General features: G+C 69.9%; 26 protein-coding genes. 21 read left to right on the top strand and 5 right to left on the bottom strand.

Features of this window, described 5'->3' with window-relative positions; translation table 11 throughout:
* The 5 genes from KF708C_RS25030 (at position 1) to KF708C_RS25010 (ending at position 4,748) form a co-directional block, all read left to right on the top strand.
* Positions 1 to 1,176, top strand: a complete 1,176-nt coding sequence (locus tag KF708C_RS25030; protein WP_059413882.1) for an FAD-dependent monooxygenase — start codon at positions 1 to 3, stop codon at positions 1,174 to 1,176.
* Complete coding sequence (locus tag KF708C_RS25025; protein ID WP_059413628.1) at positions 1,173 to 1,640, top strand: acyl-CoA thioesterase; 468 nt, start codon at positions 1,173 to 1,175, stop codon at positions 1,638 to 1,640. Before KF708C_RS25030 ends, KF708C_RS25025 begins: the two co-directional genes overlap by 4 nt.
* A gap of 41 nt (positions 1,641 to 1,681) precedes the next feature.
* Positions 1,682 to 2,437, top strand: coding sequence for a maleate cis-trans isomerase family protein (locus tag KF708C_RS25020; RefSeq protein ID WP_020200618.1), 756 nt, complete (start codon positions 1,682 to 1,684; stop codon positions 2,435 to 2,437).
* Between the two features lie 76 nt (positions 2,438 to 2,513).
* Positions 2,514 to 3,770: an MFS transporter gene (locus KF708C_RS25015; protein ID WP_059413627.1), complete on the top strand. Its 1,257-nt coding sequence runs from the start codon at positions 2,514 to 2,516 to the stop codon at positions 3,768 to 3,770.
* 204 nt (positions 3,771 to 3,974) lie between these two features.
* Positions 3,975 to 4,748: a TetR/AcrR family transcriptional regulator gene (locus KF708C_RS25010; RefSeq protein WP_059413626.1), complete on the top strand. Its 774-nt coding sequence runs from the start codon at positions 3,975 to 3,977 to the stop codon at positions 4,746 to 4,748.
* A gap of 9 nt (positions 4,749 to 4,757) precedes the next feature.
* Here the strand turns inward: KF708C_RS25010 and KF708C_RS25005 are convergent, their stop codons facing one another.
* The 3 genes from KF708C_RS25005 to KF708C_RS24995 all read right to left on the bottom strand — a co-directional run bounded on the left by KF708C_RS25005 (position 4,758) and on the right by KF708C_RS24995 (position 8,644).
* Complete coding sequence (locus KF708C_RS25005) at positions 4,758 to 6,212, bottom strand: purine-cytosine permease family protein (RefSeq protein WP_059413625.1); 1,455 nt, start codon at positions 6,210 to 6,212, stop codon at positions 4,758 to 4,760.
* Between the two features lie 70 nt (positions 6,213 to 6,282).
* Positions 6,283 to 7,422, bottom strand: coding sequence for an acyl-CoA dehydrogenase family protein (locus KF708C_RS25000; RefSeq protein ID WP_020200614.1), 1,140 nt, complete (start codon positions 7,420 to 7,422; stop codon positions 6,283 to 6,285).
* Positions 7,415 to 8,644: a CaiB/BaiF CoA transferase family protein gene (locus tag KF708C_RS24995; protein WP_059413880.1), complete on the bottom strand. Its 1,230-nt coding sequence runs from the start codon at positions 8,642 to 8,644 to the stop codon at positions 7,415 to 7,417. The genes KF708C_RS25000 and KF708C_RS24995 overlap by 8 nt, the downstream gene beginning before the upstream one ends.
* A gap of 165 nt (positions 8,645 to 8,809) precedes the next feature.
* Between KF708C_RS24995 and KF708C_RS24990 the strand changes: the two genes are divergently transcribed.
* The 5 genes from KF708C_RS24990 to KF708C_RS24970 all read left to right on the top strand — a co-directional run bounded on the left by KF708C_RS24990 (position 8,810) and on the right by KF708C_RS24970 (position 14,214).
* Positions 8,810 to 9,712, top strand: coding sequence for a LysR family transcriptional regulator (locus KF708C_RS24990; protein ID WP_059413624.1), 903 nt, complete (start codon positions 8,810 to 8,812; stop codon positions 9,710 to 9,712).
* A gap of 147 nt (positions 9,713 to 9,859) precedes the next feature.
* On the top strand, positions 9,860 to 11,524 hold the full coding sequence (locus KF708C_RS24985; protein ID WP_020200611.1) for a DUF262 domain-containing protein: 1,665 nt from the start codon (positions 9,860 to 9,862) through the stop codon (positions 11,522 to 11,524).
* A 200-nt stretch (positions 11,525 to 11,724) separates the two neighbouring features.
* Positions 11,725 to 12,252 carry a 2,4'-dihydroxyacetophenone dioxygenase family protein gene (locus tag KF708C_RS24980; protein ID WP_059413623.1) on the top strand — a complete coding sequence of 176 codons (528 nt, stop codon included), beginning with the start codon at positions 11,725 to 11,727 and terminating at the stop codon, positions 12,250 to 12,252.
* Between the two features lie 142 nt (positions 12,253 to 12,394).
* Positions 12,395 to 13,396, top strand: coding sequence for a tripartite tricarboxylate transporter substrate binding protein (locus KF708C_RS24975; RefSeq protein WP_370552852.1), 1,002 nt, complete (start codon positions 12,395 to 12,397; stop codon positions 13,394 to 13,396).
* A 98-nt stretch (positions 13,397 to 13,494) separates the two neighbouring features.
* A complete protein-coding gene (locus tag KF708C_RS24970; protein WP_059413621.1) occupies positions 13,495 to 14,214 on the top strand; it encodes an SDR family NAD(P)-dependent oxidoreductase in 720 nt (239 codons plus the stop codon).
* A gap of 11 nt (positions 14,215 to 14,225) precedes the next feature.
* Here the strand turns inward: KF708C_RS24970 and KF708C_RS24965 are convergent, their stop codons facing one another.
* Positions 14,226 to 15,050, bottom strand: coding sequence for an IclR family transcriptional regulator (locus KF708C_RS24965; RefSeq protein ID WP_059413620.1), 825 nt, complete (start codon positions 15,048 to 15,050; stop codon positions 14,226 to 14,228).
* A 93-nt stretch (positions 15,051 to 15,143) separates the two neighbouring features.
* Positions 15,144 to 16,085 carry a LysR family transcriptional regulator gene (locus KF708C_RS24960; RefSeq protein ID WP_059413619.1) on the bottom strand — a complete coding sequence of 314 codons (942 nt, stop codon included), beginning with the start codon at positions 16,083 to 16,085 and terminating at the stop codon, positions 15,144 to 15,146.
* A 146-nt stretch (positions 16,086 to 16,231) separates the two neighbouring features.
* On the opposite strand from KF708C_RS24960, the gene KF708C_RS24955 reads away from it, so the two are divergent.
* The 11 genes from KF708C_RS24955 (at position 16,232) to KF708C_RS24905 (ending at position 26,710) form a co-directional block, all read left to right on the top strand.
* Positions 16,232 to 16,657 carry a hypothetical protein gene (locus KF708C_RS24955; RefSeq protein WP_231586573.1) on the top strand — a complete coding sequence of 142 codons (426 nt, stop codon included), beginning with the start codon at positions 16,232 to 16,234 and terminating at the stop codon, positions 16,655 to 16,657.
* Positions 16,654 to 17,511: an alpha/beta fold hydrolase gene (locus tag KF708C_RS24950; protein WP_059413617.1), complete on the top strand. Its 858-nt coding sequence runs from the start codon at positions 16,654 to 16,656 to the stop codon at positions 17,509 to 17,511. The genes KF708C_RS24955 and KF708C_RS24950 overlap by 4 nt, the downstream gene beginning before the upstream one ends.
* A gap of 72 nt (positions 17,512 to 17,583) precedes the next feature.
* Positions 17,584 to 18,735, top strand: coding sequence for an ABC transporter substrate-binding protein (locus tag KF708C_RS24945; protein WP_059413616.1), 1,152 nt, complete (start codon positions 17,584 to 17,586; stop codon positions 18,733 to 18,735).
* 22 nt (positions 18,736 to 18,757) lie between these two features.
* Complete coding sequence (locus KF708C_RS24940; RefSeq protein ID WP_059413615.1) at positions 18,758 to 19,627, top strand: branched-chain amino acid ABC transporter permease; 870 nt, start codon at positions 18,758 to 18,760, stop codon at positions 19,625 to 19,627.
* A 1-nt stretch (position 19,628) separates the two neighbouring features.
* Complete coding sequence (locus KF708C_RS24935) at positions 19,629 to 20,630, top strand: branched-chain amino acid ABC transporter permease (protein ID WP_020200601.1); 1,002 nt, start codon at positions 19,629 to 19,631, stop codon at positions 20,628 to 20,630.
* Positions 20,627 to 21,406 (top strand): ABC transporter ATP-binding protein, encoded by a 780-nt coding sequence (locus tag KF708C_RS24930; RefSeq protein WP_059413614.1) that lies wholly within the window; start codon positions 20,627 to 20,629, stop codon positions 21,404 to 21,406. The genes KF708C_RS24935 and KF708C_RS24930 overlap by 4 nt, the downstream gene beginning before the upstream one ends.
* Positions 21,393 to 22,106, top strand: a complete 714-nt coding sequence (locus KF708C_RS24925) for an ABC transporter ATP-binding protein (RefSeq protein ID WP_020200599.1) — start codon at positions 21,393 to 21,395, stop codon at positions 22,104 to 22,106. The genes KF708C_RS24930 and KF708C_RS24925 overlap by 14 nt, the downstream gene beginning before the upstream one ends.
* A gap of 58 nt (positions 22,107 to 22,164) precedes the next feature.
* Positions 22,165 to 22,974 carry an N-acyl homoserine lactonase family protein gene (locus tag KF708C_RS24920; protein ID WP_043365013.1) on the top strand — a complete coding sequence of 270 codons (810 nt, stop codon included), beginning with the start codon at positions 22,165 to 22,167 and terminating at the stop codon, positions 22,972 to 22,974.
* A gap of 150 nt (positions 22,975 to 23,124) precedes the next feature.
* Positions 23,125 to 24,603: an aldehyde dehydrogenase gene (locus KF708C_RS24915; RefSeq protein ID WP_020200596.1), complete on the top strand. Its 1,479-nt coding sequence runs from the start codon at positions 23,125 to 23,127 to the stop codon at positions 24,601 to 24,603.
* Between the two features lie 6 nt (positions 24,604 to 24,609).
* Positions 24,610 to 25,650, top strand: a complete 1,041-nt coding sequence (locus KF708C_RS24910) for an NAD-dependent epimerase/dehydratase family protein (RefSeq protein WP_020200595.1) — start codon at positions 24,610 to 24,612, stop codon at positions 25,648 to 25,650.
* Positions 25,651 to 25,753: 103 nt separating this feature from the next.
* A complete protein-coding gene (locus KF708C_RS24905; protein WP_029043096.1) occupies positions 25,754 to 26,710 on the top strand; it encodes a tripartite tricarboxylate transporter substrate binding protein in 957 nt (318 codons plus the stop codon).
* Positions 26,711 to 26,733 lie beyond the last annotated feature (23 nt).

Here is a 26,733-nt window from a genome sequence, read left to right as displayed (position 1 = left end):
ATGAAGGTCGCGATCATCGGCGGCGGCCCGTCGGGGCTGTTTCTTGCCATCCTGCTCAAGGAGCGCCTGGCGGCGGTGGAGATCGACATCTACGAGCAGAACCCGGAGGATGCCACCTTCGGCTTCGGCGTGGTGCTGGCGGACACCGGCCTGTCCAGCCTGCGGGTGGCGTCGCCCACGGTGGTGGACGCGCTGGCCGGGGCCATGCGCTTCAGCGACCGGCATTCCATCGTCAGCCACGAGCACCCCATCACCATGAAGCGCCCGGGCGCGGGCGGCGGCGCGATTCCGCGCATCCGGCTGCTGGCGATCCTGCAGGCGCGCGCGCGCGAGCTGGGCGTGCGCATTGCCTACCACACGCGCATCACGGATTTCTCCGCGCTCGATGCCGACCTCGTGGTGGGCGCCGACGGCGTGAATTCGCTGCTGCGCGCGGCCAACGAGGCGGGCTTCGGCACCACGCGGCGCAACCTGACCAACCATTTCGCGTGGTACGGCGTGGAGAAGGCGTTCGCCAACCCGGCGCTGGTGTTCCGCAAATACGAGGGCGGTTATTTCATCGCGCACTATTACCCGTACTCCGACACCATGAGCACCTTCGTGGCCGAGTGCGATCACCAGACCTGGACCGACTTCGGCATGGAGGCCATGCCGCAGGAGGCGCGCCAGGCGCTGTTCGAGCGGATCTTCGCCGCCGAGCTGGGCGGCTACAGGCTGGTGTCCAACAATTCGGTGTGGCGCCAGTTCCCGGTGATCGTCAACCAGACCTGGCACTGCGGCAACCAGGTGCTGATCGGCGACGCGCTGACCAGCGCGCATTTCTCGATCGGCTCGGGCACGCGCATCGCGATGGAGGACGCCATCGCGCTGGCCGACGCCGTGGTCGCGTTCCCCGGCGACGTGCCGGCGGCGCTGCGGCGCTACGACGCGGTGCGCCGCCCGGAGAAGGCCAAGCTGATCAGCGCGTCGGAAGCCTCGTACAACTGGTACGAGCGCATCCGCGAATGGATGGATCTGCCCACGCCGCACGAGTTCGTGTTTCGCTTCATGACGCGCACCGGCCGCGTGGACCTCAACCGCCTGCGCGAGCAGTATCCCAACCTGATGGCCGAGCTGGCCGCGGGCGGGGTGGGTGGCGTGGGTGGCATGGGCGGGTCCGCCGCGACGCAGCCATGATGCGCGCCACCGAGTACGTGCTCGGCGAACAGCCCTTCGTGGTGCGCCGCGTGGTCCGCTGGGGCGACTGCGATCCGGCCGGCGTGGTCTACACCGGCCGCTTCACCGACTACCTGCTCGGCGCGGTCGGCCTGTTCTCCGACCACCTCGCCGGCGGCGCCGGGCGGCTCGGTGCCGTGCATGGCGTGGGCACGCCGTGCAAGGGCATGCGCTTCGAGTTCATCGGCACGCTGTGGCCGGACGACGTGATCGACATCGAGTGCTGGGTGGAGGCCATCCGCACGCGCTCCTACGACATCCGCTGCGTGGCGCGCCGGCCGGACGGCACGCCCGTGTTCGACGCCATGTTCTCGCCGATCTGCGTGCGGCTGGACGAGCGCGTGGGCACGCCGATCCCGGATTCGCTGCGCGCGGCGCTCGCCGCCTTCCAGCGCATCGCGGGCCACGCGGCAGAAAGCGCGTAGGCGCATAAGCGTGCATAAGCGCGCATCACATTCACGACATCATGCAATACAGAATCGGACAGATCGTTCCCAGCTCCAACATCACGATGGAGCGCGAGGTGCCGGCCATCTTCGCCGGCCGCATGCAGGCGCTTCCCGAGCGCTTCTCGTTCCACGCCAGCCGCGTGCGCATGCACCGCGTGGTGGCGGAGGAGCTGGCGCGGATGAACCAGGACATGGGCCGCTGCGCGCTGGAGCTGGCCGACGCGCGCGTGGACGTCATGAGCACCGCGTGCCTGGTGGCCACCATGTGCATGGGCAAGGGCTATCACCGCCGCGTGGTCGAAGACCTGCTCGCCGCGCTCGAGGACGTGCCGTACCAGCCGGCCATCATGACCTCCGCCGGCGCGCTGGTGGAGGAGCTCAAGGACTTCGGCGCGCGCCGCATCTCGCTGCTGGCGCCATATAGCGACGCGCTCACGCGCACGGTGGTGGAGTACGTGGAGAGCGAGGGCATCGAGGTCAAGGACGTGCTGAACTTCTCGATTCTCGACAACCTCGCGGTCGGCGAGCGCGACCCCATGCAACTGCTGGAGGACGTCAAGCGGCTCGACACCGCCGGCGTGGATACGGTGGTGCTCTCCGCCTGCGTGCAGATGCCGTCGCTGCCGGCGATCGAGCCCGCGCAGCGCGCGCTCGGCATCCCGGTCACGTCCACGGCGGTCTGCACGGCGCGCCAGATGATGCGCCGGCTCGGCATCGAAGCGGTGGCGCCGAATGCGGGCGCCTACCTTGGCAGCAGAACGGGCCTCGCATAACGGCCACGGTTTCATCGGCATCACCTCATCGCAGCCGCCCGCAGAGGCGGCTTCACCCGAAACGGAGACAAGCACCATGCAGCATTCCCGCCAACCGGCCGGCGCCCCCGGCCGATGGACCTATATCGCCGTGATCTTCGGCGCCGCGCTCGGCATGCTGGCCGGCTACGCGCCCCTGTTCAACGCCACCGCCGGCGTGTTCGTGCGGCCGCTGGCCACCGAGTTCGGCTGGGGCCGCTCCGAGGCGTCGCTGTCGTACGCGGCGTCGATGTTCGGGCTGGCGGTGGTCAGCCCGCTGGTGGGCACGCTGATGGACCGCTTCGGCATCCGCCGCGTGATCGCGGTGTCGGCGCTGGTGTTCGGCGCCGCCACCGCCTGCATGGCGCTGCAGAACGGCAGCAAGGCGTTGTGGATCGGCTTGTCCGCCGTGGTGGGCGTGTTCGGCGCGGCCACCTCGGTGCTGGGCTATCTGGCGGTGCTGCCGCAATGGTTCGACCGGCGCCTGGGGCTGGCGCTGGGCATCGCCATGTGCGGGCTGGGCGCGGGCACCGTGCTGATGCCGGCGGCCGCGCAGTACCTGGTGACGGGCTTCGGCTGGCGCACGGCCTATGTGGTGCTGGGCATCGGCTCCGTCGTGCTGTCGCTGGCGGCCTGCGCGCTGCTGCGCGAGCGCAGGGCGCCCGGCAGGGGCACGGCGAAGGCGCCGGCCGGCGAGGGCGTATCGTTCGGCCAGGCGCTGCGCAGCTACCGCCTGTGGGCGATCTGGGCGGTCTTCGTGCTGGCCTCGTCGGCCACGCTGTCGCTCGGGCCGCACCTGCCGGCGATGTTCGCCGACCGCGGCTTCAGCCCGGCCGATGCCGCGCGCAGCGCGTCGATGGTGGGCGTGGGCCTGCTGGCGGGCCGCATCCTGACCGGCATCCTGATCGACCGCATCCACGCGCCGTTCGTGGCCTGCGTGTTCTTCGTCGGCGGCGCGCTGGGCATCTTCCTGCTGCGCGCGTCGCACGACTACCAGATGCTGCTGCTGGCCACCACGCTGATCGGCCTGACCATCGGCGCGGAGGGCGATCTCATCTCCTATCTGGTGCGTTCCTACTTCGGGCTGCGCGCGTTCGGCGCGCTGTTCGGCATCGCGTTCTCCGGCTATGGCTTCGGCGCGGTCATCGGGCCGGTGGGCCTGGGCGCGTGGTTCGACCGGCACGGCAGCTACGACGTGCCGCTGCTGGCGCTGCCGTGCATGCTGCTGGCGGCCGGCGTGCTGACGTTGTCGCTGGGCCGCTACCTGCGCCCGGGCGGTCACGCTGCGGCGGTGCCGGAGCCAGCCGGCGCCTGACTCGCCATCGCCGGGGCGGGCGGGTAGAATTAGCAGGGGCGCAATTTCGCCGCGCCCGGCGTCCGAGGACGTCCACTGCGCGTTCACCGCGCATCCACTGAGCTGCCGATTCCCATGCCCGCCGCCCGTACTGCTGCCCGTAAGCCCGCCGCCGAGCCTGACCACAAGACGCCGACCGCGAGGAATGCGCCGAATGCGCCGAACGTGCCCGGCGCACCGGAGGCACCGAACCCGCCGCGCCGCCGCGGCCGCCCGTCCAAGGCGGACTCCGCCATCGGCGCGGAGCCGATGCTCAGCCGCGTGGCGATCCTCCAGCACGCGATCCAGCTCACCAAGTCGGTGCCGCTGGACCAGATCTCGATGGTCCAGTTGGCGAAGGACTTCGGCGTGGCGCCGGGCCTGATCCACTATTACCTGGGCGGCCGGGACCAGCTGGTGTCGGGCGTGCTGAACGACTACTACCGCCAGCGGCTCACGCGCATCCCCTCGCTGACCGGCGACTGGCGCGCCGACGTGGAAGCCATCGCGCGCCTGAGCTTCGAGGTGGCGGTGGAAAATCCCGGCGTCAGCATCTACGTGGCCTCGCACAACCGCTTCCGCCTGTTCCAGGACGTCGAGCCGGGCGAGATCGATTACGGCATGGAATTCTTCAACCGCATGACCTCCGCGTTCATGCAGGGCGGCTTCACCGCCGAGCAGGTCGCGCTGGCCTACCACCTGCTCGCGCAATACCTGGTCTCCGCCAGCATGGCCGAAGCCTCGCGCCAGTTGCCGGCCCATCACCAGGCGTTCATCGAAAAGAAGCTCGGCTCGGTCTCCGCGCTGCAATATCCCGGCGCGCGCTACGTCAGCAAGGCGTTTTCGCGGCTGTCTTCCGACACGGCGTTCGAGGAAGGGCTGCGCATCACGCTGGACGGCATCGCGGCATGGCAGCGGGAGCCCCGGCCGGCGCGCAAGCCGCGGGCCCGGGCGGCCTGAGGGCGCCGTTCAGCCGCCGGCGCGCTCTGCGCTGCCCAGTTCGTCGGGCAGGATCAGCGCGGCCGGCGCCATGCCGGCCCGGCAAGCCACGTAGTACAGCGCCGCCGGCACGGCCAGCCCGATGATCCACGAGATGTCCACGCCGCCCAGCGGCGCCACCAGCGCGCCGGTATAGAACGGCGTGGCGATGAACGGCAACTGCACCAGCACGCCAAGCGCGTAGATGGCGATGCCGGCCAGGTTCCAGCGCCCGTAGCGCCCGTCCGGGTCGAACAGGGCGGGCACGTCGTAGCGCTCGCGCGTGACGAAATAGTAGTCGACCAGGTTGATCGCGCTCCACGGCGTGAAGAACGCGAGCAGGAACAGCAGGAAGGCCGAGAACTCCCTGAGGAAGGCGCGCTCGCCGGCCAGCGCCAGCGCGGTCGAGAGGCCCACCATCAACAGGATGCAGCATAGCCGCGCCCGCCCGGAGATGGCGCGCCGGCCGCTGAAGCCGGTCAGGATGGCAGCCACGGACATCACGCTGCCGTAGGCGTTGAGCGTGGTGATGGTGAGCTTGCCCAGCGCAATCGTGAAATAGAGCAGGGCGGCGACCGCGCCGCTGGCGCCCAGGCCGACGATGAACGCCACTTCGTGCCCGGCGAAGCGGTCGCCGGCCAGCGCGGCGGCGAACACCCCGAACGTCATGGAGATCTGCGCGCCCGCCACCGAGCCCACGCCGACGGCGAGGAAGGTTCCGAGTGCCGGTGTGGCGCGCGGCAGATAGCGCGAATAGTCGGCCACGTAGGGGCCGTAGGCGATCTGCCAGGAAGCGGACAGCGACATCGCGAGCAGGAAAGAGGCCATCGTGAAATGCCGCCGCTGCAGCAGCGCGCCGATGTCGTTGCCGTGCAGCAGGCTGGCGAACAGGTACAGGAATGCCAGCACGCCGACGAGGCTGGAGATGCGTCCCATCGCATGGATGGTGCGGTAGCCCAGCGCCGCCAGCATCACCACCAGCGCCGCGAAGAGCAGGATGGCGCTGCCGTTGGCGATGCGCAGCAACTGGCCCAGCGCCTGCCCGGCCAGCACCATGCCGCCGGCGGAGAAGCCGACGTACATCACGCATGCGAGCGCCAGCGGCAGGATGGCGCCGTACACGCCGAACTGCACGCGGCTGGAGATCATCTGCGGCAGGCCGAGCCGCGGGCCCTGCGCGCCATGCAGCGCCATCACCGTGCCGCCGGCGAGCTGGCCCGCGAACAGCCCGACGAGGGACCAGAACACGTCGCCGCCCAGCACCACCGCCAGCGCGCCGGTTACCACCGCCGTGACCTGCAGGTTGGCGCCGAGCCACAACGTGAACTGGCTGGACAGGCTGCCGTGGCGTTCGGCGTCGGGGATATAGTCGATCGAGCGGCGCTCCATCAGTGTGGGTGCGGACGTGTGTGCGGCGCGAGTGCGCGCGTTCTGGTCTGCTGTCATGTGTGTCTCCTGCACGGGAATGCGCCGCCGTGCGGCGTTGCCACCGGCGGTCGCGTCATGGAAGGTCAGCTCAGGCGAATGCCGCGCGCGCGATCACGAGGCGCTGGATTTCCGACGAGCCTTCATAGATGCGCAGGATGCGCGCGTCGCGCACCAGGCGCTCCAGCGGCATCTCGCGCGTGAAGCCGTAGCCGCCGTGGATCTGCAGCGCGGCATCGGTAACGAAGCCGACCATCTCGGAGGCGTAGAGCTTGGCCATCGAGGCGTGGTCGGTAAATGGCTGGCCCGCCCCGCGCCGCACCGCGGCCTGCAGCGTCAGCAGCCACGCCGCTTCCAGGCGCGTGCGCATGTCGGCGACCATCCATTGCAGGCCCTGCTTGCGCGCCAGCGGCTCGCCGCCCACGTGGCGCTGCCGGGCCCAGCCGGTGGCGGCTTCGAGCGCGGCCTCGGCAATGCCCAGGCTGGTGGCGGCCACGTCGAGCCGGCTGTTGTCGAGCACCTTCATCGCCGTGCGGAAGCCGCTGCCCTCGGCGCCCAGGCGGTTGGCGGCGGGCACGAAGCAGTCGAGCGCCACCTCATGCGCGGGCGCGCCGCGGATGCCCATCAGCTTTTCCGCCGGGGCCACTTCCACGCCGGCGCTGCGGCGGTCCACCACGAAGGCGCTGATGCCGCGCGTGCCGGCCGAGGGGTCGGTCTTGGCGTAGATCACGATGAAGTCCGCCGCGTTGGCGTTGGAGATGAAGTGCTTCACGCCGCGCAGGCGGTAGCCGTCGCCCTCGCGCGTGGCGCGCGTGGCCATGTCGGCTGGATTGGAGCCGGCACGCGGCTCGGTCAGCGCGAAGGCGCCGAGCCGGGTGCCGGCGGCGGCGTCCGGCAGGTAGCGCGCGCGCAGCTCGTCGTCGCCGCCGATCAGGATGGAGTCCGTGGCCAGATAGTGCGCGCCGACCATGGACGAGGTGGACGCGCAGGCCCTGGCGATCTCCGCCAGCGCGAGGATCAGCGCCACTGGCGTGGCACCGATGCCGCCCCAGCGCTCGGGCAGGTTCATGCCCATCACGCCGAGTTCGGCCAGTTGCGGCACGTAGCGCGTGGCGGGGATTTCGTCGCGGTCGACCTCGGCGGCGTTCGGCGCCAGCTCGGCGCGCGCAAAGCGGCCGATGGCGTCGGACATTTCCAGGTCGGCCGGCTGCACGCCCAGTCGTTCAAGCATGATGGTTCTCCAGTTCGGGTTTGTCGTGTGGGGCGAGGGCGGTGTCCGGGCCGAGCGCGCCGCCGGCGCGCAGCGCCTGGACCTGCAGCGGGCCCAGGCCGAGCGCGCGCAGGATGGTGTCGGTATCCTGGCCGAGCGCGGGCGCGGGGCGCAACGGCGCGGCGTGCTGGCCGGAGAACTTCACCGGCTGGGTGGGCACGCGGGCGAGGCTGCCGTGCTTGCCGGCCACCTCGGCGAGCAGGCCGCGGTGCGCGGCGAGCTCGCTTTCCAGCGCCTGCCTGACGTTGCGGATCGGCGCCACCGGGATGCCGGCCGCGCCCAGCACGCGGTTGACCTGCGCGACCGTGCGCGTGGCGGACCAGTGCTCGATGCAGGCGCGCAGGTCGGCCTCGTGGGCGCAGCGCGCCGGATCGTTGGCGAAGCGCGGATCGGCCGCCAGCGCGGGCTGGCCGATGGCGCCGGCCAGCGCCTGGAACAGCTTGTTGTTCAGCACCGCCACCACGTAGAAGCCGTCCGCCGCGCGGAAGGCGCCGAACGGCGCGGACGAGGGATGGCGGTTGCCCACGCGCCGCGGCGCCTCGCCGGTGGCGGCGTAGCGGGCCACCAGCGTGGCGCTCAGGCCGAGCGTGGCATCGAACATGGAGACGTCCACGTGCGTGCCCTTGCCGCTGCGCTGCCGCGCCAGCAGCGCAGCGAGGATGCCCCACGAGGCAAAGAGGCCGCTCACCACGTCGGAGACCGCCTCGCCCAGCACCGTGGGTGGGCCGTCCGGCGCGCCGGTGGCGTCCATCAGGCCGCACATGGCCTGCAGGATGATGTCGTAAGCCGGGCGGTGCGATTCCGGGCCGGTCTGGCCGAAGCCCGACACGCTGGCGTACACCAGCCCCGGATTGTCCGCCTGCAGCGTGGCGTAGCCGATGCCGAGCTTGTCCGCCACGCCGGGGCGGAAATTCTCGACCACCACGTCGGCGCGCGCGCACAGCGAGCGCGCCAGCGCCAGCCCGGCTTCGGTCTTGAGGTCGATGACGATGCTCTGCTTGTTGCGGTTCATGGCGCGGAACAGGCCGCTCTCGCCATCGGCGAACGGGCCGATCGCGCGGTAGTCGTCGCCGCCGGGCGGCTCGACCTTGATGACCTCGGCGCCGAGGTCGGCCAGCAGCGCGGTGCAGTACGGGCCGGCCAGCACACGCGAGAAATCGATCACGCGGATGCCGGCCAGCATGCCGGGCGGCGCGTCGGGATGGGGCACTGGATAGGCGGCTTGCACTTGTCGTTCCTCCTGGTCTTGTTGCGGGCGCCGGCCTGGGACACCCGGATCAGTGGATTCTGTGCATCCGTGGCTATCAAGTAAAATATTGAAATCCACTATGACCTATAAGATTTCTTGATGCGTGTCTCCTTGCGCCTGCTGCGCTACTTCGCCGCGGCGGCCGACACCGGCAGCACCACGGCCGCGGCGCGGCAGCTCAACGTGTCCCAGCCGTCGGTCTCGGTGGCCATCCGCGAGCTGGAAACGCTGTTCGGCGCGGCGTTGTTCGCGCGCGACGCCGGCGCCAGGATGACGCTCACGCGCTTCGGCGTGCGCAAGCTGGCCGAAGCGCGCGAGATCCTGCGCGCGGCCACCGCGTTCGAGGCCGGCGGGCCCGGCGACGGCGCCGCCGGCGAGGTGCAGATCGGCGTGTTCAGCACGTTGGCGCCGGTCTACCTGCCGGTGCTGCTGCGCCTGGCGCGCGAGCGCTACCCGGCGCTGACCGTGCGCTTCGTGGAAGGCGACCTCGCGCAGATGGAGGAGGGCCTGCGCAGCGGCTATATCGAGTTCGCGCTGACCTATGACGTGGGCCTGCCTGCCGAGATCGACCGCGAATGCCTGGCCGAACTGCCACCCTACGGGCTGGTGCCGGCGGCATCGAAGCTGGCCAGGGGGCGCGGCGGCGTGTCATTGCACGCGCTGGCGCGCGAGCCGCTGATCCTGGTGGACCTGCCGCACAGCCGCGAATTCCTGATGGCGCCGTTCTGGCAATATGGGTTGCACCCGGAAGTGCGCTACCGTGTCGCCTCGCTGGAACTGGCGCGCGGCATGGTGGCCAACGGGCTGGGCGTGGCGCTGCTGATCACGCAGGCGCCGCCCGCCACCGTGGCCGGCGGCGTGGCGCAGCGGCCGATCCGCGAGCAGACGCTGCGCCAGCCGCTGGTGATCGCGCGCCTGGCGGGCGCGCAGCGCAGCGCGGCATCGGAACTGCTGGCCGGGTGCGCGCGCGACGCGGTGCGGGAGGCGATGGCGGCGTCGTGAGCCCCGTGAACCTGTGTCGAACCTGTCGGCCCCTCTTGCGCACGGGCCGCCGCGGGGATGGCGGCTAAAGAAATTTTCCCGCCTGCCGTAGAGCAGGCGGCGGCCTCCGCGCGTGGGAGGCAGGCTGGAAAACAACGTCCCGAAAACATGAAAAACCAAAAAGAAACCATCCGCAAGATCGTCGGCTACCTCAACAACCCGGACGAGGACGGCGGCTTCTGGCTGCCGAACATCCAGCGCCCGTTCGTATGGGGAGAGGAGCAGATCTGCCGCCTGTTCGACTCGATCCTGCGCGAATACCCGATCAGTACGCTGCTGGTGTGGAAGACCACCAGCGGCATCCGCCGCCGCAAGTTCATCGACAACTGGACCGATTCGCTCAAGCTGAGCACGTTCTTCGTGCCCGAGGACGAGAAGAGAAAGTGCCTGGTCCTCGACGGGCAGCAGCGGCTGCAGAGCCTGTACATCGGCCTGTGCGGCAGCTTTGCCGGCAGGGAGCTTTGCTTCGACGTGCTCAGCGGGACCGCGACGCTGCCCGACGACATCAAGTTCCGCTTCGCCTTCCGCGTGGCCAGGGAGTCGGCCTTTCCGTGGGTGAAGTTCAAGGACCTGGTCATGACCAGCCGCCGCAAGCGCGACCTGCTCCGGGAGATCGAGGCCAGCGCGGGCCGCGAGCTGACGGCCGAGGAGGAGGACCGGATCGACAACAACCTCGACCTCGTGGACCGCACCTTCAAGATGGACGAGTCGATCACGTACCAGGAGCTGGACAGCATCGACAATCCCACGCTCTATACCGAGGACGACGTGGTCGAGGTCTTCATCCGCGCCAACTCCGGCGGCACCAAGCTGGAGAAGTCGGACCTGCTGTTCTCGCTGCTGAACGCGACCTGGGACGTGGCGGACAACCGCATGGAGGAACTGCTGGACGACCTGAACCGCTACGGCTTTGCCTTCGACCGCGATTTCGTCCTGAAGACCTGTCTCGTGCTGCTGGACCAGGGCGCGCAGTACGAGGTGTCGAAGTTCAGGAAGCCGGGCGTGCGCGAGGCGATCGAGGCGGACTGGGAGTCGTTGTCCGACTCCATTCGCGCGGTGGCCGACTTCGTCCGCAGCAAGACGTACATCCAGGGCGACAAGGCGCTGCCTTCCTACATCGCGCTGATTCCGCTGATCTACGTCCGCCATCATTTTCCGCAGGCCTGGAAGGAGGCGCGGCACATGGACGTGTTCCTCGTGCGCACGCTGCTGGCCGGCGCGTTCAGCGGCCAGTCGGACCGCATCGTGGATGCGCTGGTCAAGCGCTTCCGGGAACTGGGGCGCTTCGACGCGGAAGAGGGCTACGGCGTGATCCGCTCGCAGAACAGGAGCCTGGAGCTGACCCGCGAGCGTTTCTTCGAGATGGGCTATGGCTCCAAGACCATCCACCTCATTCTCAATTTGTGGTACCCGGCGTTCACCTATGCGCCGGCCTACGACAACAACCTGCCGCAAGTCGACCACGTGTTCGCGCAGAGCCGCCTGAGAGCGGTCAAGGTCGTCAACGAGCAGAGCGGCCGGCAGGTCATGAAGTACCGCGACGCCGCGCGCAACCAGTTGGCCAATTGCATGCTGCTGACGCGGGCCGAGAATGGCGCGGGCGGCAAGGGCGACGCGCTTGCCGCGGAGTGGTTCGCCGACAAGTCGCCGGACTATCTCGCGCTCCACCTGATTCCCGCCGATCCGGCGCTCTGGCAACTGGAGCGGTACGAGGATTTCATCGAGGCCCGCAAGGCGCTGATCGCCGACAAGTTCAGTTGGCTGCTGGTCTGACCTTGCCATTCGCATCGGCGGGCGCGGGACGGCGCCCGGAGCGTCTCGCATACCGTCGCGGCGCAGGGACCGTCCGCGGGGGCTAGGGCGGTCCGCGCCACCGCTTCAGGGAAACCCCGGGGTTCGTCGCGCCGCGAGTCTTCCTACAATGAGTCCATATTATAAGTTTCAATTCCATAATATGGACTCATGGACCCCCGATGCCACTAGATACCTCCGACACCGAACCCCTCACGCCCTACCAGTATCCCAATCCGCCGCACGCGCTGCCCGAGATCGTGGTGCCGCACGCCATTCCCACGGACGAGCGGCTGTGGGTGCCGCAGGCGGAGAACGTGTGGTTCCGGCCGCTGTGCCTGAACGCCAGCCAGGGCTACTGGATGAACCTGCTGCGCGTGCGCAAGTCCGGCGTGCTGAGCCGGCACCGTCATCCGCAGGCCGTGCACGGCTTCGTGCTCAAGGGTCGCTGGCGGTATCTCGAGCATGACTGGGAGGCCACCGAGGGCAGCTACGTCTTCGAGCCGCCGGGCGAGACCCATACGCTGTACGTGCCGCCCGACGTGGAGGAGATGATCACCTACTTCCAGGTCAACGGCGTCATGTACTACACCGATCCGTGGGGCAAGGGCATGGGCTACGAGGACGTGTTCACCAAGATCGAGATGTGCAAGGCGCATTTCGCGGCGGTAGGCCTGGGCGCGGAGTACGTGGACCAGTTCATCCGCTGAGTTCATCCACTGAGTGCCGCGCGGCGCATGGCGCCGGAAAGTATGAGCTGGCCAGCGAGCCGGCCGGAGAAGCCGCGCCAGATGCGCAGTCGCGGCAGCCAACAGCAAGACGCGACAAGACAAGACCACAAGAGGAGACAACATGACAAGGCAGCCCCGTTTTGCCCCGATGCGCGTGCGCGCCATGCTGGCCGTGGCGGGCGCGTTGCTCGCCGTCGCCAGCGCGCCGGCGATGGCGCAGGCCACCGCGCAGGCAACCCCGTTCCCCACGCATGGCATGGAACTGGTGGTGCCGTTCCAGGCCGGCGGCGGCACCGACGCGCTGGCGCGCGCGTTCGCGGAGTCGTCGCGCAAGCACCTGCCGCAGAGCATCGTGGTGGTCAACAAGCCGGGCGCCAGCGGCGCGATCGGCTGGGCCGACGTGGCCAACGCGCACCCGGACGGCTACAAGCTCTCGCTGCTCACGGCGGACCTGACCATCGTGCCGCACCTGGGCCTGACCAAGCTGACCTACGAGAACTTCGTGCCGATCGCGCGGCTCAACGCCGATCCGTCGGCCATCACGGTGCGCAGCGATTCGCCGTACACCACGGTGGAGGCGTTCCTGGAGGCCGCGCGCAAGGATCCGGGCGCCATGTGCGTGGGCAATGCCGGCAACGGCTCGATCTGGCACCTGGCCGCCGCCGCGCTGGAGGACAAGACCGGCACCAGGTTCAACCACATCCCGTTCCAGGGCGGCAACCCGGCCGTGCTGGCGCTGCTGGGCGGGCATATCGACGCGGTCACGGTCAGCCCGGCCGAGGTGTCGGTCTACGTGGCGGCCGGCAAGCTCAAGACATTGGCGGTGATGGCGGACCAGCGCGTCAAGGGCTTCGAGTCGGTGCCGACGCTCAAGGAGCGCAACATCGACCTGTCGATCGGCACCTGGCGCGGCATCGGCGTGCCGCGCGGCACGCCGCCCGAGGTGGTGGCGGTGCTGCGCACGGCGGCCGCCAGGACCGCGGCGGAGCCCGCGCTGCGCGAGACGATGGACAAGCAGAACCTGGGCTTCGCCTATGCGGACCAGGACGAGTTCCGCAACGCGATGGCGAAGGACAACGCCTACTTCAAGTCGCTGATCGCCAAGGTCGGCCTCGGCCACTGACGGCGCGGCCGCGCGCGCTGGCCGGGCGCGCGGTCTTCATCCTTCCCCGTTCTTCCCTGTTCTTCCCCATTTCCGCTTCGCAGGATTTTCCCGCCACCATGACTTTCCAGACCGACCTCTTTCGCGGCAAGCGCGCGCTTGTCTCGGGCGCCACCCAGGGCATCGGCGCCGCGGTGGCCAACCGCCTCGCGCGGCTCGGCGCCCACGTCACCGCCACCGGCATCGACGCCGGCGACGGCTCGCTCGACGCCGGCGTCGCGGTCAGGCTGGTGGACGTGACCGACACGCAGGCCGTGGACGCGCTGGTGTCCGGCTTCGACGCGCTCGACATCGTGGTGAACTGCGCCGGCATCATCCGCCGCGGCGACGAGCACGACGTGGACGTGTTCGCGCAGGTGCTCGACGTCAACCTGACCGGCACCATGCGCGTATGCGGCGCCGCGCGCTCGCGGCTGGCGGCGCGGCGCGGGGTGATCGTCAACACGGCGTCGATGTTGAGCTTCTTCGGCGGCGCGCTGGTGCCGGGCTACGCCGCCAGCAAGGGCGGGGTGGCGCAGCTGACCAAGTCGCTGGCGCTGGCCTACGCGGCCGACGGCATCCGCGTCAACGCGGTGGCGCCGGGCTGGATCGCCACGCCGCTGACGCAGGCCTTGCAGGACGACCCGGCGCGCGCGGGCCCGATCCTGCAGCGCACGCCGCTGGCGCGCTGGGGCGAGCCCGACGACGTGGCGGACGCGGTGGCCTTCCTGTGCGCGCCGGCCGCGCGCTTCGTCACTGGCGTGATCCTGCCGGTCGACGGCGGCTACCTCGTGGCATAAGGCGCGACGCACTACAGATCGCGCGACGACGACAGCGCCGGACTCTCCGCGATGCGCCTGCCGATCTCGCGGCAGGCCGCCAGCAGCGGCTCGACGTAGGCGGCGAGCGGATCGTCCTTCTGCATGAAGCGCAGCGTGCTGACGCTGACCGCCGCCACCGGCTGGCCGCGCGTGTCGAGGACCGGCGCGCCGAAGCAATAGATGCCGGCCTCGTTTTCCTCGTCGTCCACCGACCAGCCCTGCGCGCGGAAGGTGTCCAGTTGCCGGCGCAGCGCATCGGCTTGCGTCATGGTGTTGGGCTGGTAGCGCGGCATCGGCAACTGCGCCAGGATCGCGTCCCGCTCCCCGGGCGCCAGCATCGACAGGTAGGCCTTGCCGACCGCGGTCGAATGCAGCGCCACCGCCGCGCCGATGCGCGAGGCCATGCGCACCGCCGCCAGGCTTTCCAGCTTCTCGATGTAGATCATGGTGTTGCCGTTGGGCACGGCGAGGTGCACCGTCTCGCCGGTCACGTCGCGCAGCGTCTTCAGCGCTTCCACCGCGGCCAGGCGCAGGTCCGAGCGCGACCAACTGCGGCTGGCCAGCTGCATCAGCCGCGGGCCGAGCACCAGCGCGCCATCGCGCCCGTCCTCGCGCAGCATGCCTTCGGCCACCAGCGCCGCCACGATGCGGTAGACCGTGGGCTTGGGATAGCCGCTTTGCTTCACCAGCGCGGCCATGCTGGCCGGCCCCTCCGCGTCGGCCACCAGTTGCAGCACGTGCATGAACTTGGAGAACGCGGCCGTGCCCGCCACCTTGGCGACGGGCGCGGTTTCATGCGTGGTGGAATCGGTCATGAAGCGAGGGCGTGGGGAAGGCCGGAGGGAAGCAAATTATCGCCGATCGCGGTGGCCGGGGGTACTGCCGGCGATGGTGTCTGGCGGTGCTTCTCAGCGCGAGACCGCTTCCAGCGGCGGCAGCGTCTTCTCCACGTCGGCGATGACCGCGCGCAACTGGCTGGCGAAGGCTTCCGCCGCCGGCGACAGCGAGCGGTCGCGCCGGTGCAGCAGGCCGATGGTGCGGCGGGCCGAGGCTTCCTGCAGCGGCTTGCTCTGCAGGCCGTCCATGTTGAGTTCGGGCAGCGCCAGCCGCGGCAGCACGGTAATGCCCACGCCGCGCCGCACCAGGCCGGTGGCGGTGGTCATGTGGGTGACGTCGTAGCGCGAGTGCGTGGTCGAGGCGGCGGCCGACGCGGACACGGCGCGGTCGAACTGCTGGCGCACGCTCGATCCCTGCGAAAGCAGGATGAGGTCGTATTGTTCCAGATCGCGCCAGTACACCGCGGGGCGCCGCGACAGCGCGTGCTGCGCGGGGAAGACGGCGTAGAAGCTGTCGGCCAGCAGCGGCTGGAAGGTCAGGTCGCTGGTCGGCTCCAGCATGGTGGCCAGCGCGAACTCGATCTGGTTGGTGCGCAGCATCTCGAGCAGCTCGTCGTTGTGCGCTTCGAGCACGCGCACGCCGAGCGAGGGCCGCGCCGCGCTGAGCGCGGCGAGCGCCGGCGGGATCAGCGTCAGCGAGGTGGACGGCAGCGCGCCGAGCACGATGGAGCCGCGCTTGACCGCGGCCAGTTCCGACACGCTGCGGTAAGCCTCTTCGAGATCGGTCAGCGGACGGCGCACGCGCGCGAGGAATTCGCGGCCCGCCGTGGTCAGCTCGATCTTGCGCGTGGTGCGCTCGAACAGCCGGACCTCCAGCACGTCTTCGAGATCGCGGATCAGCGCCGTGAACGATGGTTGCGTCACGCCGAGCCGGTCGGCCGCGTGCGTGAACGAGCCTGTCTCCACCGCCAGCAGAAATGCCTTGATCGGGCGGTATTTTATATTGATTGCCATCGGCTAATAGTAGCAAGGAAATTCCAATTTGTTCCTATCAATCTTCTGCTCCATGATGGGTCGATACCTGCGGTGAGCGGCGGCGGCGATCGCGGCCACGCGGGTATCGGACACAACTCTTCCAAGGAGCCGAGGTGCCGGAGACAGTGGAGACAGCAGAGACAAGCGATACGAACGAGGCGGCCGGCGAAGCCGCATTGTGCCTGCGCTTCGAGCAGGCCATGCGCGGCGCCGCCGCGCATGCGGAGTTGGTGCGGCGCGGCAGGACGCTCACGGCGGACGTCCTCGTGCATATCGGAGCGGCGCCCGTGCTGCTGCGCATCGAGCGCGGCGCGGTGGTCGAGTGCACCCGCAGCATTCCGCTGCTGTGCTCGACCCGCTTTTCGGTCCGGGGCACCGCGCAGGCGTGGCGCAAGCTGTGGGAGCCGGTGCCCGAGGCGGGCTGGCACGACCTGTTCGCGCTGACCAAGCGCGGCAGCATGCAGTTCGAGGGCAGCATGCAGCCGCTGCTGGCGCACCTGCAATACGTCAAGGACCTGCTCGCGCTGCCGCGCCGGGGAGCGTTGCCATGAGCGCCGCCTTCATCGAGCCGATGGTCGGCCGCTACCTGCACGTGGAGATCGGCGGCCAGGACTGCCGCGTCTACTTCGAGGAATGCGGCAGCGGCATTCCGCTGGTGTGCCTGCACACGGCGGGCGCGGATTCGCGCCAGTTCCGCCACCTGCTGTGCGACGAGGCCGTGACCAGCCAGTACCGTGTGATCGCCTTCGACATGCCGTGGCACGGCAAGTCCTATCCGCCCGAGGGCGCGCAGGACGGCGAATACCAGCTGACCACGGAGCGCTACGTGGAAACCATCCGCGCGTTCTGCGCGGCGCTCGGGCTGGAACAACCCGTGGTGATGGGCTGCTCGATCGGCGGGCGCATCGTGCTGCAGCTGGCGCATGCGCACGGCGCGGAATTCCGCGCGCTGATCGGGCTGGAGGCGGCCGATTTCCAGCAGCCCTGGTACGACACCGCCTGGCTGCATCGCGGCGACGTGCACGGCGGCGAGGTGTGCGCGGCGCTGGTGTCGGGGCTGGTGGCGCCGCAGAGCCCGGCGCGCTATCGCCACGAGACGCTGTGGCAGTACATGCAGAGCGGCCCCGGCGTGTTTCGCGGCGACCTCTATTTCTATCGCGTCGATGCCGACCTGCGCGGCAAGCTGGGCAACATCGACGCGCGCGCCACGCCGCTCTACCTGCTGACCGGCGAATACGACTTCTCGTGCTCGCCGGACGATACGCGCCGCACCGCGCGCGGCATCGACGGCGCGCGGGTGGTCGAGATGAAGGAGGTCGGCCACTTTCCCATGAGCGAGAACCCGGAGCAGTTCCGCCGCTACATCCTGCCGGTGCTGGCGCAGATCGCGGCGCAGCCGGGCTGATGTGTCCCGACCCGCGCCGGCACGGCGCGACGGTTTCAAAAAAACAAGACGGAGACAAGAATGAACGCAAGAATGACGATGCTGCTGTCGGCGGCGTTGCTGGCGCCGTGCGCGCTGCACGCGCAGGAGACGCTGAAGATCGGCGCCGTGGTGACCTTGTCCGGCGCCGGCGCGGCGTGGGGCCAGGCGCTGCTGTACGGCGCGGAGCTGGCCGCGGACGATGTCAACGCCAAGGGCGGCCTCGACGTGGCCGGCAAGCGCTACAAGGTGCAGGTGATTCCCTACGACGACAAGTACCAGTCCAGCGACGCCGTGACCGTCACCAACAGGCTGGTGTCGGACGACAAGGTGAAATACATCATCGGCCCGGTCGGCTCGGCGCCGGCGCTGGCGGTGGCGCCGATCACCGAGCGCAACAAGGTCATCGTGATGACGCTGGGCTTCACCACCAAGGCCATCGGCGCCGACAAGCCGTTCACCTTCCGCCCCAACCTGACCACCGAGGAAACCTCGCTGCCGCAGATCACGTGGCTGGTGAAAAGCCGCAACCTGAAGAAGATCGGCGCGCTGTTTCCCAACGACGAGACCGGCCAGCAGATCGCCCGCGACCTGGAAAAGGCCTACGGCGCGGCCGGCGCCACGCTGTCGTCGAAGGAGTTCTTCGACCGCCAGCGCGTGGACATGGTGCCGCTGCTCACGCGCATCATCGGCGCCGGCGTGGACGCCATCGAGCTCGACGGCAACTCGCCGGCCACCGCCGGCCTGATCGTGCGGCAGGCGCGCGAGCTCGGCTTCAAGGGCCTGATCATCCGCAGCGGCGGACCGTCCACGCCGGAGATCGTCGCGGTCGCCGGCAAGGCGGCGGCCGAGGGAATGATGGTCAACGCGCCGGTGGACCCGGCCAACACCGCGGTGAAGGCCTACGGCGAGCGCTACGCCGCCAAGTACAAGAAGAACATGAACGGCTTCAGCCCGGCCTTCTACGACGGCACCCACATGCTGTTCCAGGCCATGCAGAAGGCCGGCACCGTCGCCGACACCGACAAGGTGCGCGTGGCGCTGGAGCAGATCCGGGACTACCGGGGCATCCTCGGCGTGCTGAACTGGACCGGGCAGGACGTGTACGGCGCCAGCCACCAGATCGACGCGCCGTACTTCATCTCCGAGGTGAAGGACGGGCAGGAAGTGGTGCGCGCCCGCTGCAACCTGAAGGCGTGCCAGTAGGCGCGCCGGCACGGAGACGGACATGGATACCTCCACCCTGGTGGCGCAGGCGCTCAGCAACGGCCTCATCATCGGCCTGCTGTACCTGCTGATGGCGGTGGGCTTCACGCTGGTGTTCGGCGTGATGCGCATCGTCAATTTCGCCCACAGCGAGTTCTACATGCTCGGCGCCTTCGCGGCCTACGTGCTGGTGTCGGACTGGCACATGCCGTTCCTCGCGGCGGTCGGCGTGGCCTTCGCGCTGGCGGTCGTGTTCGGCTGGCTGGTGGAGTGGCTGGTGCTCAAGCCGTTCCGCCACGACGAGCTCAACGGCATGATCGCCACCATCGGCCTGGCGATGATCCTGCAGGCCGTGGCACTGATGGTGTTCGGCCCCGATCCGCAGTTCATGCCCTCGGTGGCCGAGGGCGCGGTGTCGCTGGGCGGCGTGACCCTGCCGATGTCGCGCCTGTACGTGGTGGGATTCTCGGCCGCGGTGCTGCTGGTGCTCTACGTGTTCCTCGGCCACACGCGCACCGGCCGCGCGCTGCGCGCGGTGGTGCAGGACATGGAGATCGCCACCGCGCAGGGCGTGCGCGCGAAGTTCATGTACCCGCTGGGCTTCGGCATCGGCGTGGGGCTGGCGGCGATTGCGGGGGCGCTGATGGCGCCGCTGTTCTCGGTGTCGCCGTTCATCGGCGCGACGCCGCTGCTCAAGGCCTTCATCGTGGTCATCCTGGGCGGGCTGGGCAGCATTCCCGGCGCGGCGCTGGCCAGCCTGCTGCTCGGCGTGGCGGAGAGCTTCGGCAGCACCTTTCTCAAGAGCAGCACCGCCGACATCCTGATCTTCGCCCTGGTGATGGTGGTGCTGGTGATCAGGCCGGCCGGCCTGCTCGGACGCGCGGAGACCTGATATGCCGGACCACAAGATCGTTCTTCCGCCGGCCGGCGCGCTGCAGGACGTGGCGTTGCCGGGCGGGCAGCGCAAGCCGGGCGCGCGCGCGGGGCTGGCGCTGGCCGCGGCCGTGCTGCTGGCGGCGCCGCTGGTGTTCGACCAGCCGTTCTACCTGCACCTGGCCATCCTGGTGTGCATCAACGTCGTCATCGTCAGCGGCTTGTCGCTGCTGACGCGCGCCGGCCAGGTGTCGCTGTGCCACGGCGCCTTCGTCGGGCTGGGCGCCTACGCCGCGGCGCTGCTGGTGATGCGCGGGGGCATGCCGTTCGTCGCCGGCGCGGCAGTGGCCATGCTGGCGGCGGGCGCGGTTGCCTTCCTGCTGGGCGCGATCATCCTGCGGCTCACCGGCGTCTACTTCGTGCTGATCACCTTCGCCTTTGGCGAGCTGGTGCGGCTGGGTTTGCTGGAGTGGGAAAGCGTGACCGGCGGCGCCAACGGCATCACCGGCATCCCACCGGCGGCGCTGTTCGGCTTTGCCTTCGAGAGCAAGAGCGCGTTCTATTGCCTGGCCGCCGCGGTGGCCGCCGCGTGCGTGGCGTTCCTGTGGGTGCTGTTCCGCTCGCCGGCCGGCCACGCCATCGACGCGGTGGGCGAGAACGCCGCGCTGGCCGAGGCCAGCGGCGTCAGCGTGCGCGGCACGCAGTTGTTCGCCTTCACCGCCGGCAGCGCGCTGGCCGGGCTGGGCGGCGCGCTGACGGCGCACTACCTGGGCTACATCTCGCCGGAGTCGTTCAACGTCGCGTTGTCGACCGCGGTCATCATCATGCTGGTGGTGGGCGGACGCAGCTTCATCCTGGGGCCGGTGGTCGGCGCGCTGGTGATGACGCCGCTGCCCGAGCTGTTCCGCGGCGCGGTGGAGAGCCAGAACATCTTCTACGGCGTGGCGCTGATCCTGATGCTGCGCTTCCTTCCCCAGGGCCTCGCGGGACTGGCGCAGCGCAGGCGCGGAGCACGGCAATGAACGAGATCCTCAAGGTCGAGCAACTCGACAAGACCTTCGGCGGCCTGAAGGCCGTCTCCGGGCTGAGCTTCAGCGTGGCCGCGAACGAGATCGTCGGCCTGATCGGTCCCAACGGCGCGGGCAAGAGCACCGCCTTCAACCTCATCAGCGGCAGCATCGCGCCGTCCGGCGGCACCGTGACGTTCCACGGCCGCGACATCACCGGCCAGCGTCCCAGCCGCGTGGTCAGGCACGGGCTGGCGCGCACGTTCCAGTCGGCGTCGGTCTACCCGCGCGCCACGGTGGCGGAGAACATCTACCGCGGCGCCATCTCCACGCTGCCCGGCTCGGTGTGGACGCAGGCGCTGCCCAGCGCGGGCCGGCGCGCGGGGCTGGCGCGCATCGCGCGCGAGGTCGGCGAGATCCTCGAGCTGACCGGGCTGGGGCCGTACCGCGACGTGCCGGCGGGAGGACTTGCCTACGGCCATCAGAAGAAGCTGGGCGTGGCCATCGGCATCGCCACGCGGCCGTCGCTGCTGCTGCTCGACGAGCCCGCCGCCGGTCTCAACGGCGAGGAGTGCGCCGAGTTCGGGCGCCTGCTGCGGGTGCTGCGCGAGCAGCGCGGGCTGGCGCTGCTGCTGGTGGAGCACCACATGGCGCTGGTGATGGAGCTGTGCCAGCGCATCGTGGTGCTAGTGCAGGGCAGGAAGGTGGCCGAGGGCACGCCCGCGGCCATCCGCGCCAATCCCGCCGTGATCGAAGCCTACCTGGGAGCCCCCGACTATGCCCATTCTTGAAGCGCGCAACCTCGCGGTGCAGTACGGCCCGCTGGAGGCCGTGCGCGACGTGTCCTTCACCGTGGGCGAGGGCGAGATCGTGGCGCTGGTGGGTTCCAACGGCGCCGGCAAGACCACCACGCTCAAGGCGCTGATGGGCCTGAAGGCGCTCAGCCGCGGCAAGCTGTCGTGGGCCGGCCAGGACATCGCCGCGCATTCCGCCGCGGCGCGCGTGGAGCGCGGCATCGCGCTGTCGCCCGAGGGCCGGCGGCTGTTCGCGCGCATGACGGTGCTGGAGAACCTGGAGGTCGGCGCGCACACCGTGCGCTCGGCCACGCTGCGCCGCCGCACCATCGACCAGGTGTACGCGCTGTTCCCGCGCGTGGCCGAGCGCCGCCGGCAGCTGGCCGGCTCGCTGTCGGGCGGCGAGCAGCAGATGGTGGCCATCGGCCGCGCCATGATGGCGCAGCCGCGCCTGCTGATGCTGGACGAACCCTCGCTGGGCCTGGCGCCGAAGGTGATCGCCGAGATCGCCGCGGCGGTGGAGTCGATCAACCGCGAGAGCGGCACCTCGATCATCCTGGTGGAGCAGAACGCGCGCCTGGCGCTGAAGCTGTCGCACCACGCCTACGTGCTGGAGCAGGGCGAGGTGGTGCGCGCCGGCACCGGCGCGGAACTGCTGGCCGACGATTTCGTGCAGAAGGCCTATCTCGGCGTGTAGCGGCGCATGCGAACACCGGAACACGCAAACACGAACAAACACAGGAGACGACCAGACGATGCAACAGCAACCCTTGCCCGAATACGAGATCTACGCGCTGCGCTTCGCCAGCATGGCGCGGCGCACCGGCGACAACTTCATCTTCCGGGACGAGCACGACGCGGCGGTGTCGATGGACTTCTTCGTCTGGCTGGTGCGCCACGGCCAGACCGCGATCCTGGTCGATACCGGCTTCGGCGAGCGCAGCGCCAGCAGCCGCCAGCGCGCGCTGGAGCATTGCCCGATCGAGGCGCTGCGCCATCTCGACGTGGACCCGTCGGCCATCCGCGACGTGGTGATCACGCACCTGCACTGGGACCACGCCGGCAACCTCGACAAGCTGCCCAACGCCACCTTCCACATCCAGGATGCCGAGGTCGAGTACGCCACCGGCCGCTGCATGTGCGAGCCGACGATGCGGCGCGCCTACGCGGTGGAGGACGTGTGCGATCTCGTGCGCCGCGTCTACGAGGAGCGCGTGCGCTTTCACGACGGCAACGCCACGCTCGCGCCCGGCGTGGAGCTGATGCACATCGGCGGCCATACCAGGGGGCTGCAGGCGGTGCGCGTGCATACCGCGCGCGGCTGGGTGGTGCTGGCCTCCGACGCGGCGCACTACTACGCCAACATGGAGCGCCGCAACCCGTTCCCGATCGTGCTGAACGTGGCCGCCATGCTGGCCGGCCATGCCACGCTGGCGGCCGCTGCCGCGTCGCCGGACCACATCGTGCCGGGGCACGACCCGCTGGTGCTGCGGCGCTATCCGCGCGTGGCCGGCGTGCCGGTGGACGTGGCCTGCCTGCACCTGCCGCCGGCCGCCATTGCCTAGGCGTTCCGCATTCATTGGTGCCAGCTAATAAATCCCGATGAATATCAATTTGTCCCTATGAATGCCGTGCGCGATGATGGCACCGCCGTCCCGCGCATCCTCCCGCACGCGGCGGGAGCCGGACATCCAAACTTTTTCCTCCGACACATCATGGACGCATCCACCATCAGACCCTTTCGCCTCGGCGCCGGATGGCGCACCAGCCAGGGCGACGACAGCACCGTCATCACCTCGATCAACCCGGCCGACGGCAGCATCGCCGGCATCGTCACGCGGGCCTTGCCCAAGGACGTGGACGAAGCCGTCGCCATCGCCTGGGAAGCGTTCCGCACGCGGCCGTGGCGCAAGCTGCGGCCCGACCAGCGCGCCACCACGCTGTACGAGATCGGGCGCCGCCTGGCGGCAGAGCGCGAGCCGCTCGCGCGCCTGCAGATGCTCGACAGCGGCAAGCCGTGGAAGGAATGCCTGAACATGGTCGACATGGCGGCCGGCAACTTCCGCTACTACGCCGCCGTGTGCGAGACCTGGCAGAACGAGATGACAGCGCCGCGCGGCGAGTATTTCTCGATGGCGCTGGCCGAGCCGTTCGGCGTGGTGGCCACCATCACGCCGTGGAACTCGCCGATCATGAACGAGGCGCAGAAGGCCGCGCCCGCGCTGGCCGCCGGCAACGCGGTGCTGGTCAAGCCGTCCGAGGAAACGCCGCAGCTGGCGCTGGAGCTCGCGCGCATCTGCGCCGAGGCCGGCCTGCCCGAGGGGCTGCTGACGGTGCTGCCGGGCTACGGCGAGGACGTCGGCGCGGCGCTGGTCAGGCATCCGGGCGTGCGCATGGTGTCGTTTACCGGCGGCACCGAGACCGGCCGCGTCATCGGCGCGATCGCCGGGCAGCGCCTGATTCCGGTAGGGCTGGAGCTGGGCGGCAAGTCGCCGCACATCGTGTTCGAGGACGCGGATCTCGACAAGGCGGTCGCGGGCGTGGTCTCGGGCATCTTCGGCTCGGCCGGCCAGAGCTGCGTGGCGGGCTCGCGCCTGTTCGTGCAGAAATCGGTCTACCGGCGCTTCATGGACGCGCTGGTCGCGCGCGCGCTGGCCGTGCGCGTCGGCCTGCCCGACGACCCGGCCACGCAGATGGGCCCGCTGGTTTCGCGCGCGCACCGCGACAAGGTGGCGGGCTACGTCGACCTGGCGCGCCAGGAAGGCGGCAAGGTGCTGGCCGGCGGCGCGATTCCCGCCGACGCCGCGCTGCGCCACGGCTGGTTCTACCAGCCGACCGTGATCGAGGGGCTGTCCAACCGCGCGCGCGTGTGCCAGGAAGAGATCTTCGGCCCGGTGCTGGTGGCGCTGCCGTTCGACGACGAGGCCGACGTGATCGAGCAGGGCAACGGCACCGCGTTCGGCCTGGGCGCCGGCATGTGGACCGGCGACTACGCCCGCGCGTGGCGCGTGGCGCGCGAGCTGGAAGCCGGCTCGGTCTGGATCAACACCTACAAGCAATCGCACATCGCCACGCCGTTCGGCGGCTTCAAGGACAGCGGCATCGGCCGCGAAAAGGGATTGCACGGTCTGCGCCTGTATAGCCAGGTCAAGAGCGTGTACTGGGGACTGCACGAAAAACCGCTGGGACTGTAAAACGAGATGACCAACACGACCAATACAATCAGCACAACGAAAGACGCCGCCCTGCCGCTGCGCGGCGCGCGCATCCTGATCGCCGGCGCCGCCAGCCTGGTGGGCTCGCACACCGCCGACCTGCTGCTCGAGGCCGGCGTCGGCGAAGTGCTGCTGCTCGACAACTTCGCCTTCGGCACGCTCGACGCCATCGCGCACCTGCAGGACAACCCGCGCGTGAAGATCGTCAGGGCCGACCTGATGCGCCTGCCCGACCTGCTGGCCGCCACCGAGGGCGTGGACGGCGTGCTGCACCTGGCGGCCTACATGACGCTCGGCTTCGCGCAGACGCCGTGGCAGGCGGTGGACGTCAACGTGCGCGGCGCGCAGAACATGCTCGAGGCGTGCCGCGTGAACAAGGTGAAGAAGGTGGTGTTCGCCTCGTCCAACGCGGTCTACGGCTACGGCACCGGCATCCAGGGCGCGCTGGAGGAGGGCGGCCCGTTCCATTCGACCGGCGCGCCGCCCGCGGCGATCCTGTACGGCGCCTCCAAGATCATGGGCGAGCAGCTGTGCCGCCAGTTCTACCAGAAGCACCAGCTCGACTACGTGGTGCTGCGCTACTCCACGGTGTACGGCGAGCGCCAGCACTACCGCGCGGCCAATTCGCTGTACATCATGCAGACCTACGACCGCGTGCGCGCCGGCGAGCCGCCGGTGCTGCCCGGCGACGGCACCGACACCAAGCACTTCGTGCACGTCTCCGACGTGGCGCGCGCCAACCTGGCCGCGTTCGAGAGCGGCGCCACCGACGTGGCCGTCAACGTGTCCGGCCCCGAGCCGGTCACTACCGGCGAGCTGGTGCGGCTGGTGCTGGAATTCTGCAAGAGCGACCTCAAGCCCGAGATCCGCCCCGACCCGCCCGGCACCGTGCGGCTGACCTCGGGCGGCGCCTTCCACATCCCGCACGACCTCGCCGGCCGGCTGATCGGCTGGCAGCCGACCGTGCGCATGCGCGAAGGCGTGAACCGCCTGCTGGCCTGGCGCGAGGCGCAGGAGGCGCGCTGAATGCGCTGAGCATTCAGCCGCGTGCTGCGGGGCGCGGCAGCACGACCGACGCATGCCGGCCATGTACCGGCATGCGCGTCATGAGCAAAGGAGACAAGACGAGATGCAGCTACGTTCACGACTCGGCGGCGTGGTGCTGTCGCTATGCGCGCTGCTGTGCGCGGCGCCGGCCCGGGCCTGGCCGGACAAGCCCATCGAGCTGGTGGTGGGGTTCGCCGCTGGCGGCGGCACCGACCTGACTGCCCGCGCGCTGGCCAGCTTTCTCGGCAAGGCGCTGGGCGCTTCCGTGGTGGTGGTCAACAAGCCGGGCGCGGCCGGCGGCATCGGGCTGGCCTACGTGGCGCGCGCGCGGCCGGACGGCTACACGCTCGGCATGACCAACATGCCCGGCCTGGTGACATTGCCGATCGAGCGCAACGCCGGTTTCGGCGCCGGCGACTTCACCTACCTCGCCACGCTGGTGCGCGACCCCAGCGCGTTCAGCGTGAGCCGCGACAGCCCCTACAAGACGCTCGCCGAGCTGATCGCCGCGGCGAAGAAGGACCCCGGCGCGATCAGCTACGGCTCGACCGGCTCCGGCACCGACGACCACCTGGCGATGGTGATGTTCGAGGGCCTCACCGGCACGCAGCTCAACCACGTGCCGTTCAACGGCGCCGGCCCGATGCGCAACGCGCTGATGGGCGGGCACACCGTCATCGCCGGCATGAACCTGGGCGAGGCGCTGCCCTACGACGGCCGCACCGTGCGCATCCTGGCGCAGGCCTCGGCCGGGCGCTCGAAGCTCGCGCCGGCGGTGCCGTCGTTCCGCGAGCAGGGCGTCGATCTGGTGTTCGCGTCCGAGCGCGGCGTGGTCGCGCCCAGGGGGCTGCCGTCCGCGGTGGAGAAGCAGCTTGGCGCCGCGCTCCGGCAGGTGGCGCTGGACCCCGCGTTCCAGCAGATGATGAAGACCCAGTTTACCGAGATGGACTACTTGCCCGGCCCCGAGTGGAAGCAACGCCTGGACGGCGCCGAGGCGGGATTTCGGCGCATGTGGGCGGCCCATCACTGGATCGAATGAACGGCTTCGCGTGACCTCCACCA

Origin of the sequence: Cupriavidus basilensis (assembly GCF_000876015.1) — a bacterium.
GTDB classification, from domain to species: Bacteria; Pseudomonadota; Gammaproteobacteria; order Burkholderiales; family Burkholderiaceae; genus Cupriavidus; species Cupriavidus basilensis_B.
This window is presented reverse-complemented; position numbering and strand designations above follow the sequence as displayed.

Bases quoted from the DNA above. Each gene is read 5' to 3' on its own strand.
- KF708C_RS25030 (WP_059413882.1), top strand. From the start codon at position 1: ATGAAGGTCGCGATCATCGGCGGCGGCCCGTCGGGGCTGTTTCTTGCC.
- KF708C_RS25025 (WP_059413628.1), top strand. From the start codon at position 1,173: ATGATGCGCGCCACCGAGTACGTGCTCGGCGAACAGCCCTTCGTGGTG.
- KF708C_RS25020 (WP_020200618.1), top strand. From the start codon at position 1,682: ATGCAATACAGAATCGGACAGATCGTTCCCAGCTCCAACATCACGATG.
- KF708C_RS25015 (WP_059413627.1), top strand. From the start codon at position 2,514: ATGCAGCATTCCCGCCAACCGGCCGGCGCCCCCGGCCGATGGACCTAT.
- KF708C_RS25005 (WP_059413625.1), bottom strand. From the start codon at position 6,212: ATGACAGCAGACCAGAACGCGCGCACTCGCGCCGCACACACGTCCGCA.
- KF708C_RS25000 (WP_020200614.1), bottom strand. From the start codon at position 7,422: ATGCTTGAACGACTGGGCGTGCAGCCGGCCGACCTGGAAATGTCCGAC.
- KF708C_RS24995 (WP_059413880.1), bottom strand. From the start codon at position 8,644: ATGCTGGCCGGCATCCGCGTGATCGATTTCTCGCGTGTGCTGGCCGGC.
- KF708C_RS24990 (WP_059413624.1), top strand. From the start codon at position 8,810: ATGCGTGTCTCCTTGCGCCTGCTGCGCTACTTCGCCGCGGCGGCCGAC.
- KF708C_RS24985 (WP_020200611.1), top strand. From the start codon at position 9,860: ATGAAAAACCAAAAAGAAACCATCCGCAAGATCGTCGGCTACCTCAAC.
- KF708C_RS24980 (WP_059413623.1), top strand. From the start codon at position 11,725: ATGCCACTAGATACCTCCGACACCGAACCCCTCACGCCCTACCAGTAT.
- KF708C_RS24975 (WP_370552852.1), top strand. From the start codon at position 12,395: ATGACAAGGCAGCCCCGTTTTGCCCCGATGCGCGTGCGCGCCATGCTG.
- KF708C_RS24970 (WP_059413621.1), top strand. From the start codon at position 13,495: ATGACTTTCCAGACCGACCTCTTTCGCGGCAAGCGCGCGCTTGTCTCG.
- KF708C_RS24965 (WP_059413620.1), bottom strand. From the start codon at position 15,050: ATGACCGATTCCACCACGCATGAAACCGCGCCCGTCGCCAAGGTGGCG.
- KF708C_RS24960 (WP_059413619.1), bottom strand. From the start codon at position 16,085: ATGGCAATCAATATAAAATACCGCCCGATCAAGGCATTTCTGCTGGCG.
- KF708C_RS24950 (WP_059413617.1), top strand. From the start codon at position 16,654: ATGAGCGCCGCCTTCATCGAGCCGATGGTCGGCCGCTACCTGCACGTG.
- KF708C_RS24945 (WP_059413616.1), top strand. From the start codon at position 17,584: ATGACGATGCTGCTGTCGGCGGCGTTGCTGGCGCCGTGCGCGCTGCAC.
- KF708C_RS24940 (WP_059413615.1), top strand. From the start codon at position 18,758: ATGGATACCTCCACCCTGGTGGCGCAGGCGCTCAGCAACGGCCTCATC.
- KF708C_RS24935 (WP_020200601.1), top strand. From the start codon at position 19,629: ATGCCGGACCACAAGATCGTTCTTCCGCCGGCCGGCGCGCTGCAGGAC.
- KF708C_RS24930 (WP_059413614.1), top strand. From the start codon at position 20,627: ATGAACGAGATCCTCAAGGTCGAGCAACTCGACAAGACCTTCGGCGGC.
- KF708C_RS24925 (WP_020200599.1), top strand. From the start codon at position 21,393: ATGCCCATTCTTGAAGCGCGCAACCTCGCGGTGCAGTACGGCCCGCTG.
- KF708C_RS24920 (WP_043365013.1), top strand. From the start codon at position 22,165: ATGCAACAGCAACCCTTGCCCGAATACGAGATCTACGCGCTGCGCTTC.
- KF708C_RS24915 (WP_020200596.1), top strand. From the start codon at position 23,125: ATGGACGCATCCACCATCAGACCCTTTCGCCTCGGCGCCGGATGGCGC.
- KF708C_RS24910 (WP_020200595.1), top strand. From the start codon at position 24,610: ATGACCAACACGACCAATACAATCAGCACAACGAAAGACGCCGCCCTG.
- KF708C_RS24905 (WP_029043096.1), top strand. From the start codon at position 25,754: ATGCAGCTACGTTCACGACTCGGCGGCGTGGTGCTGTCGCTATGCGCG.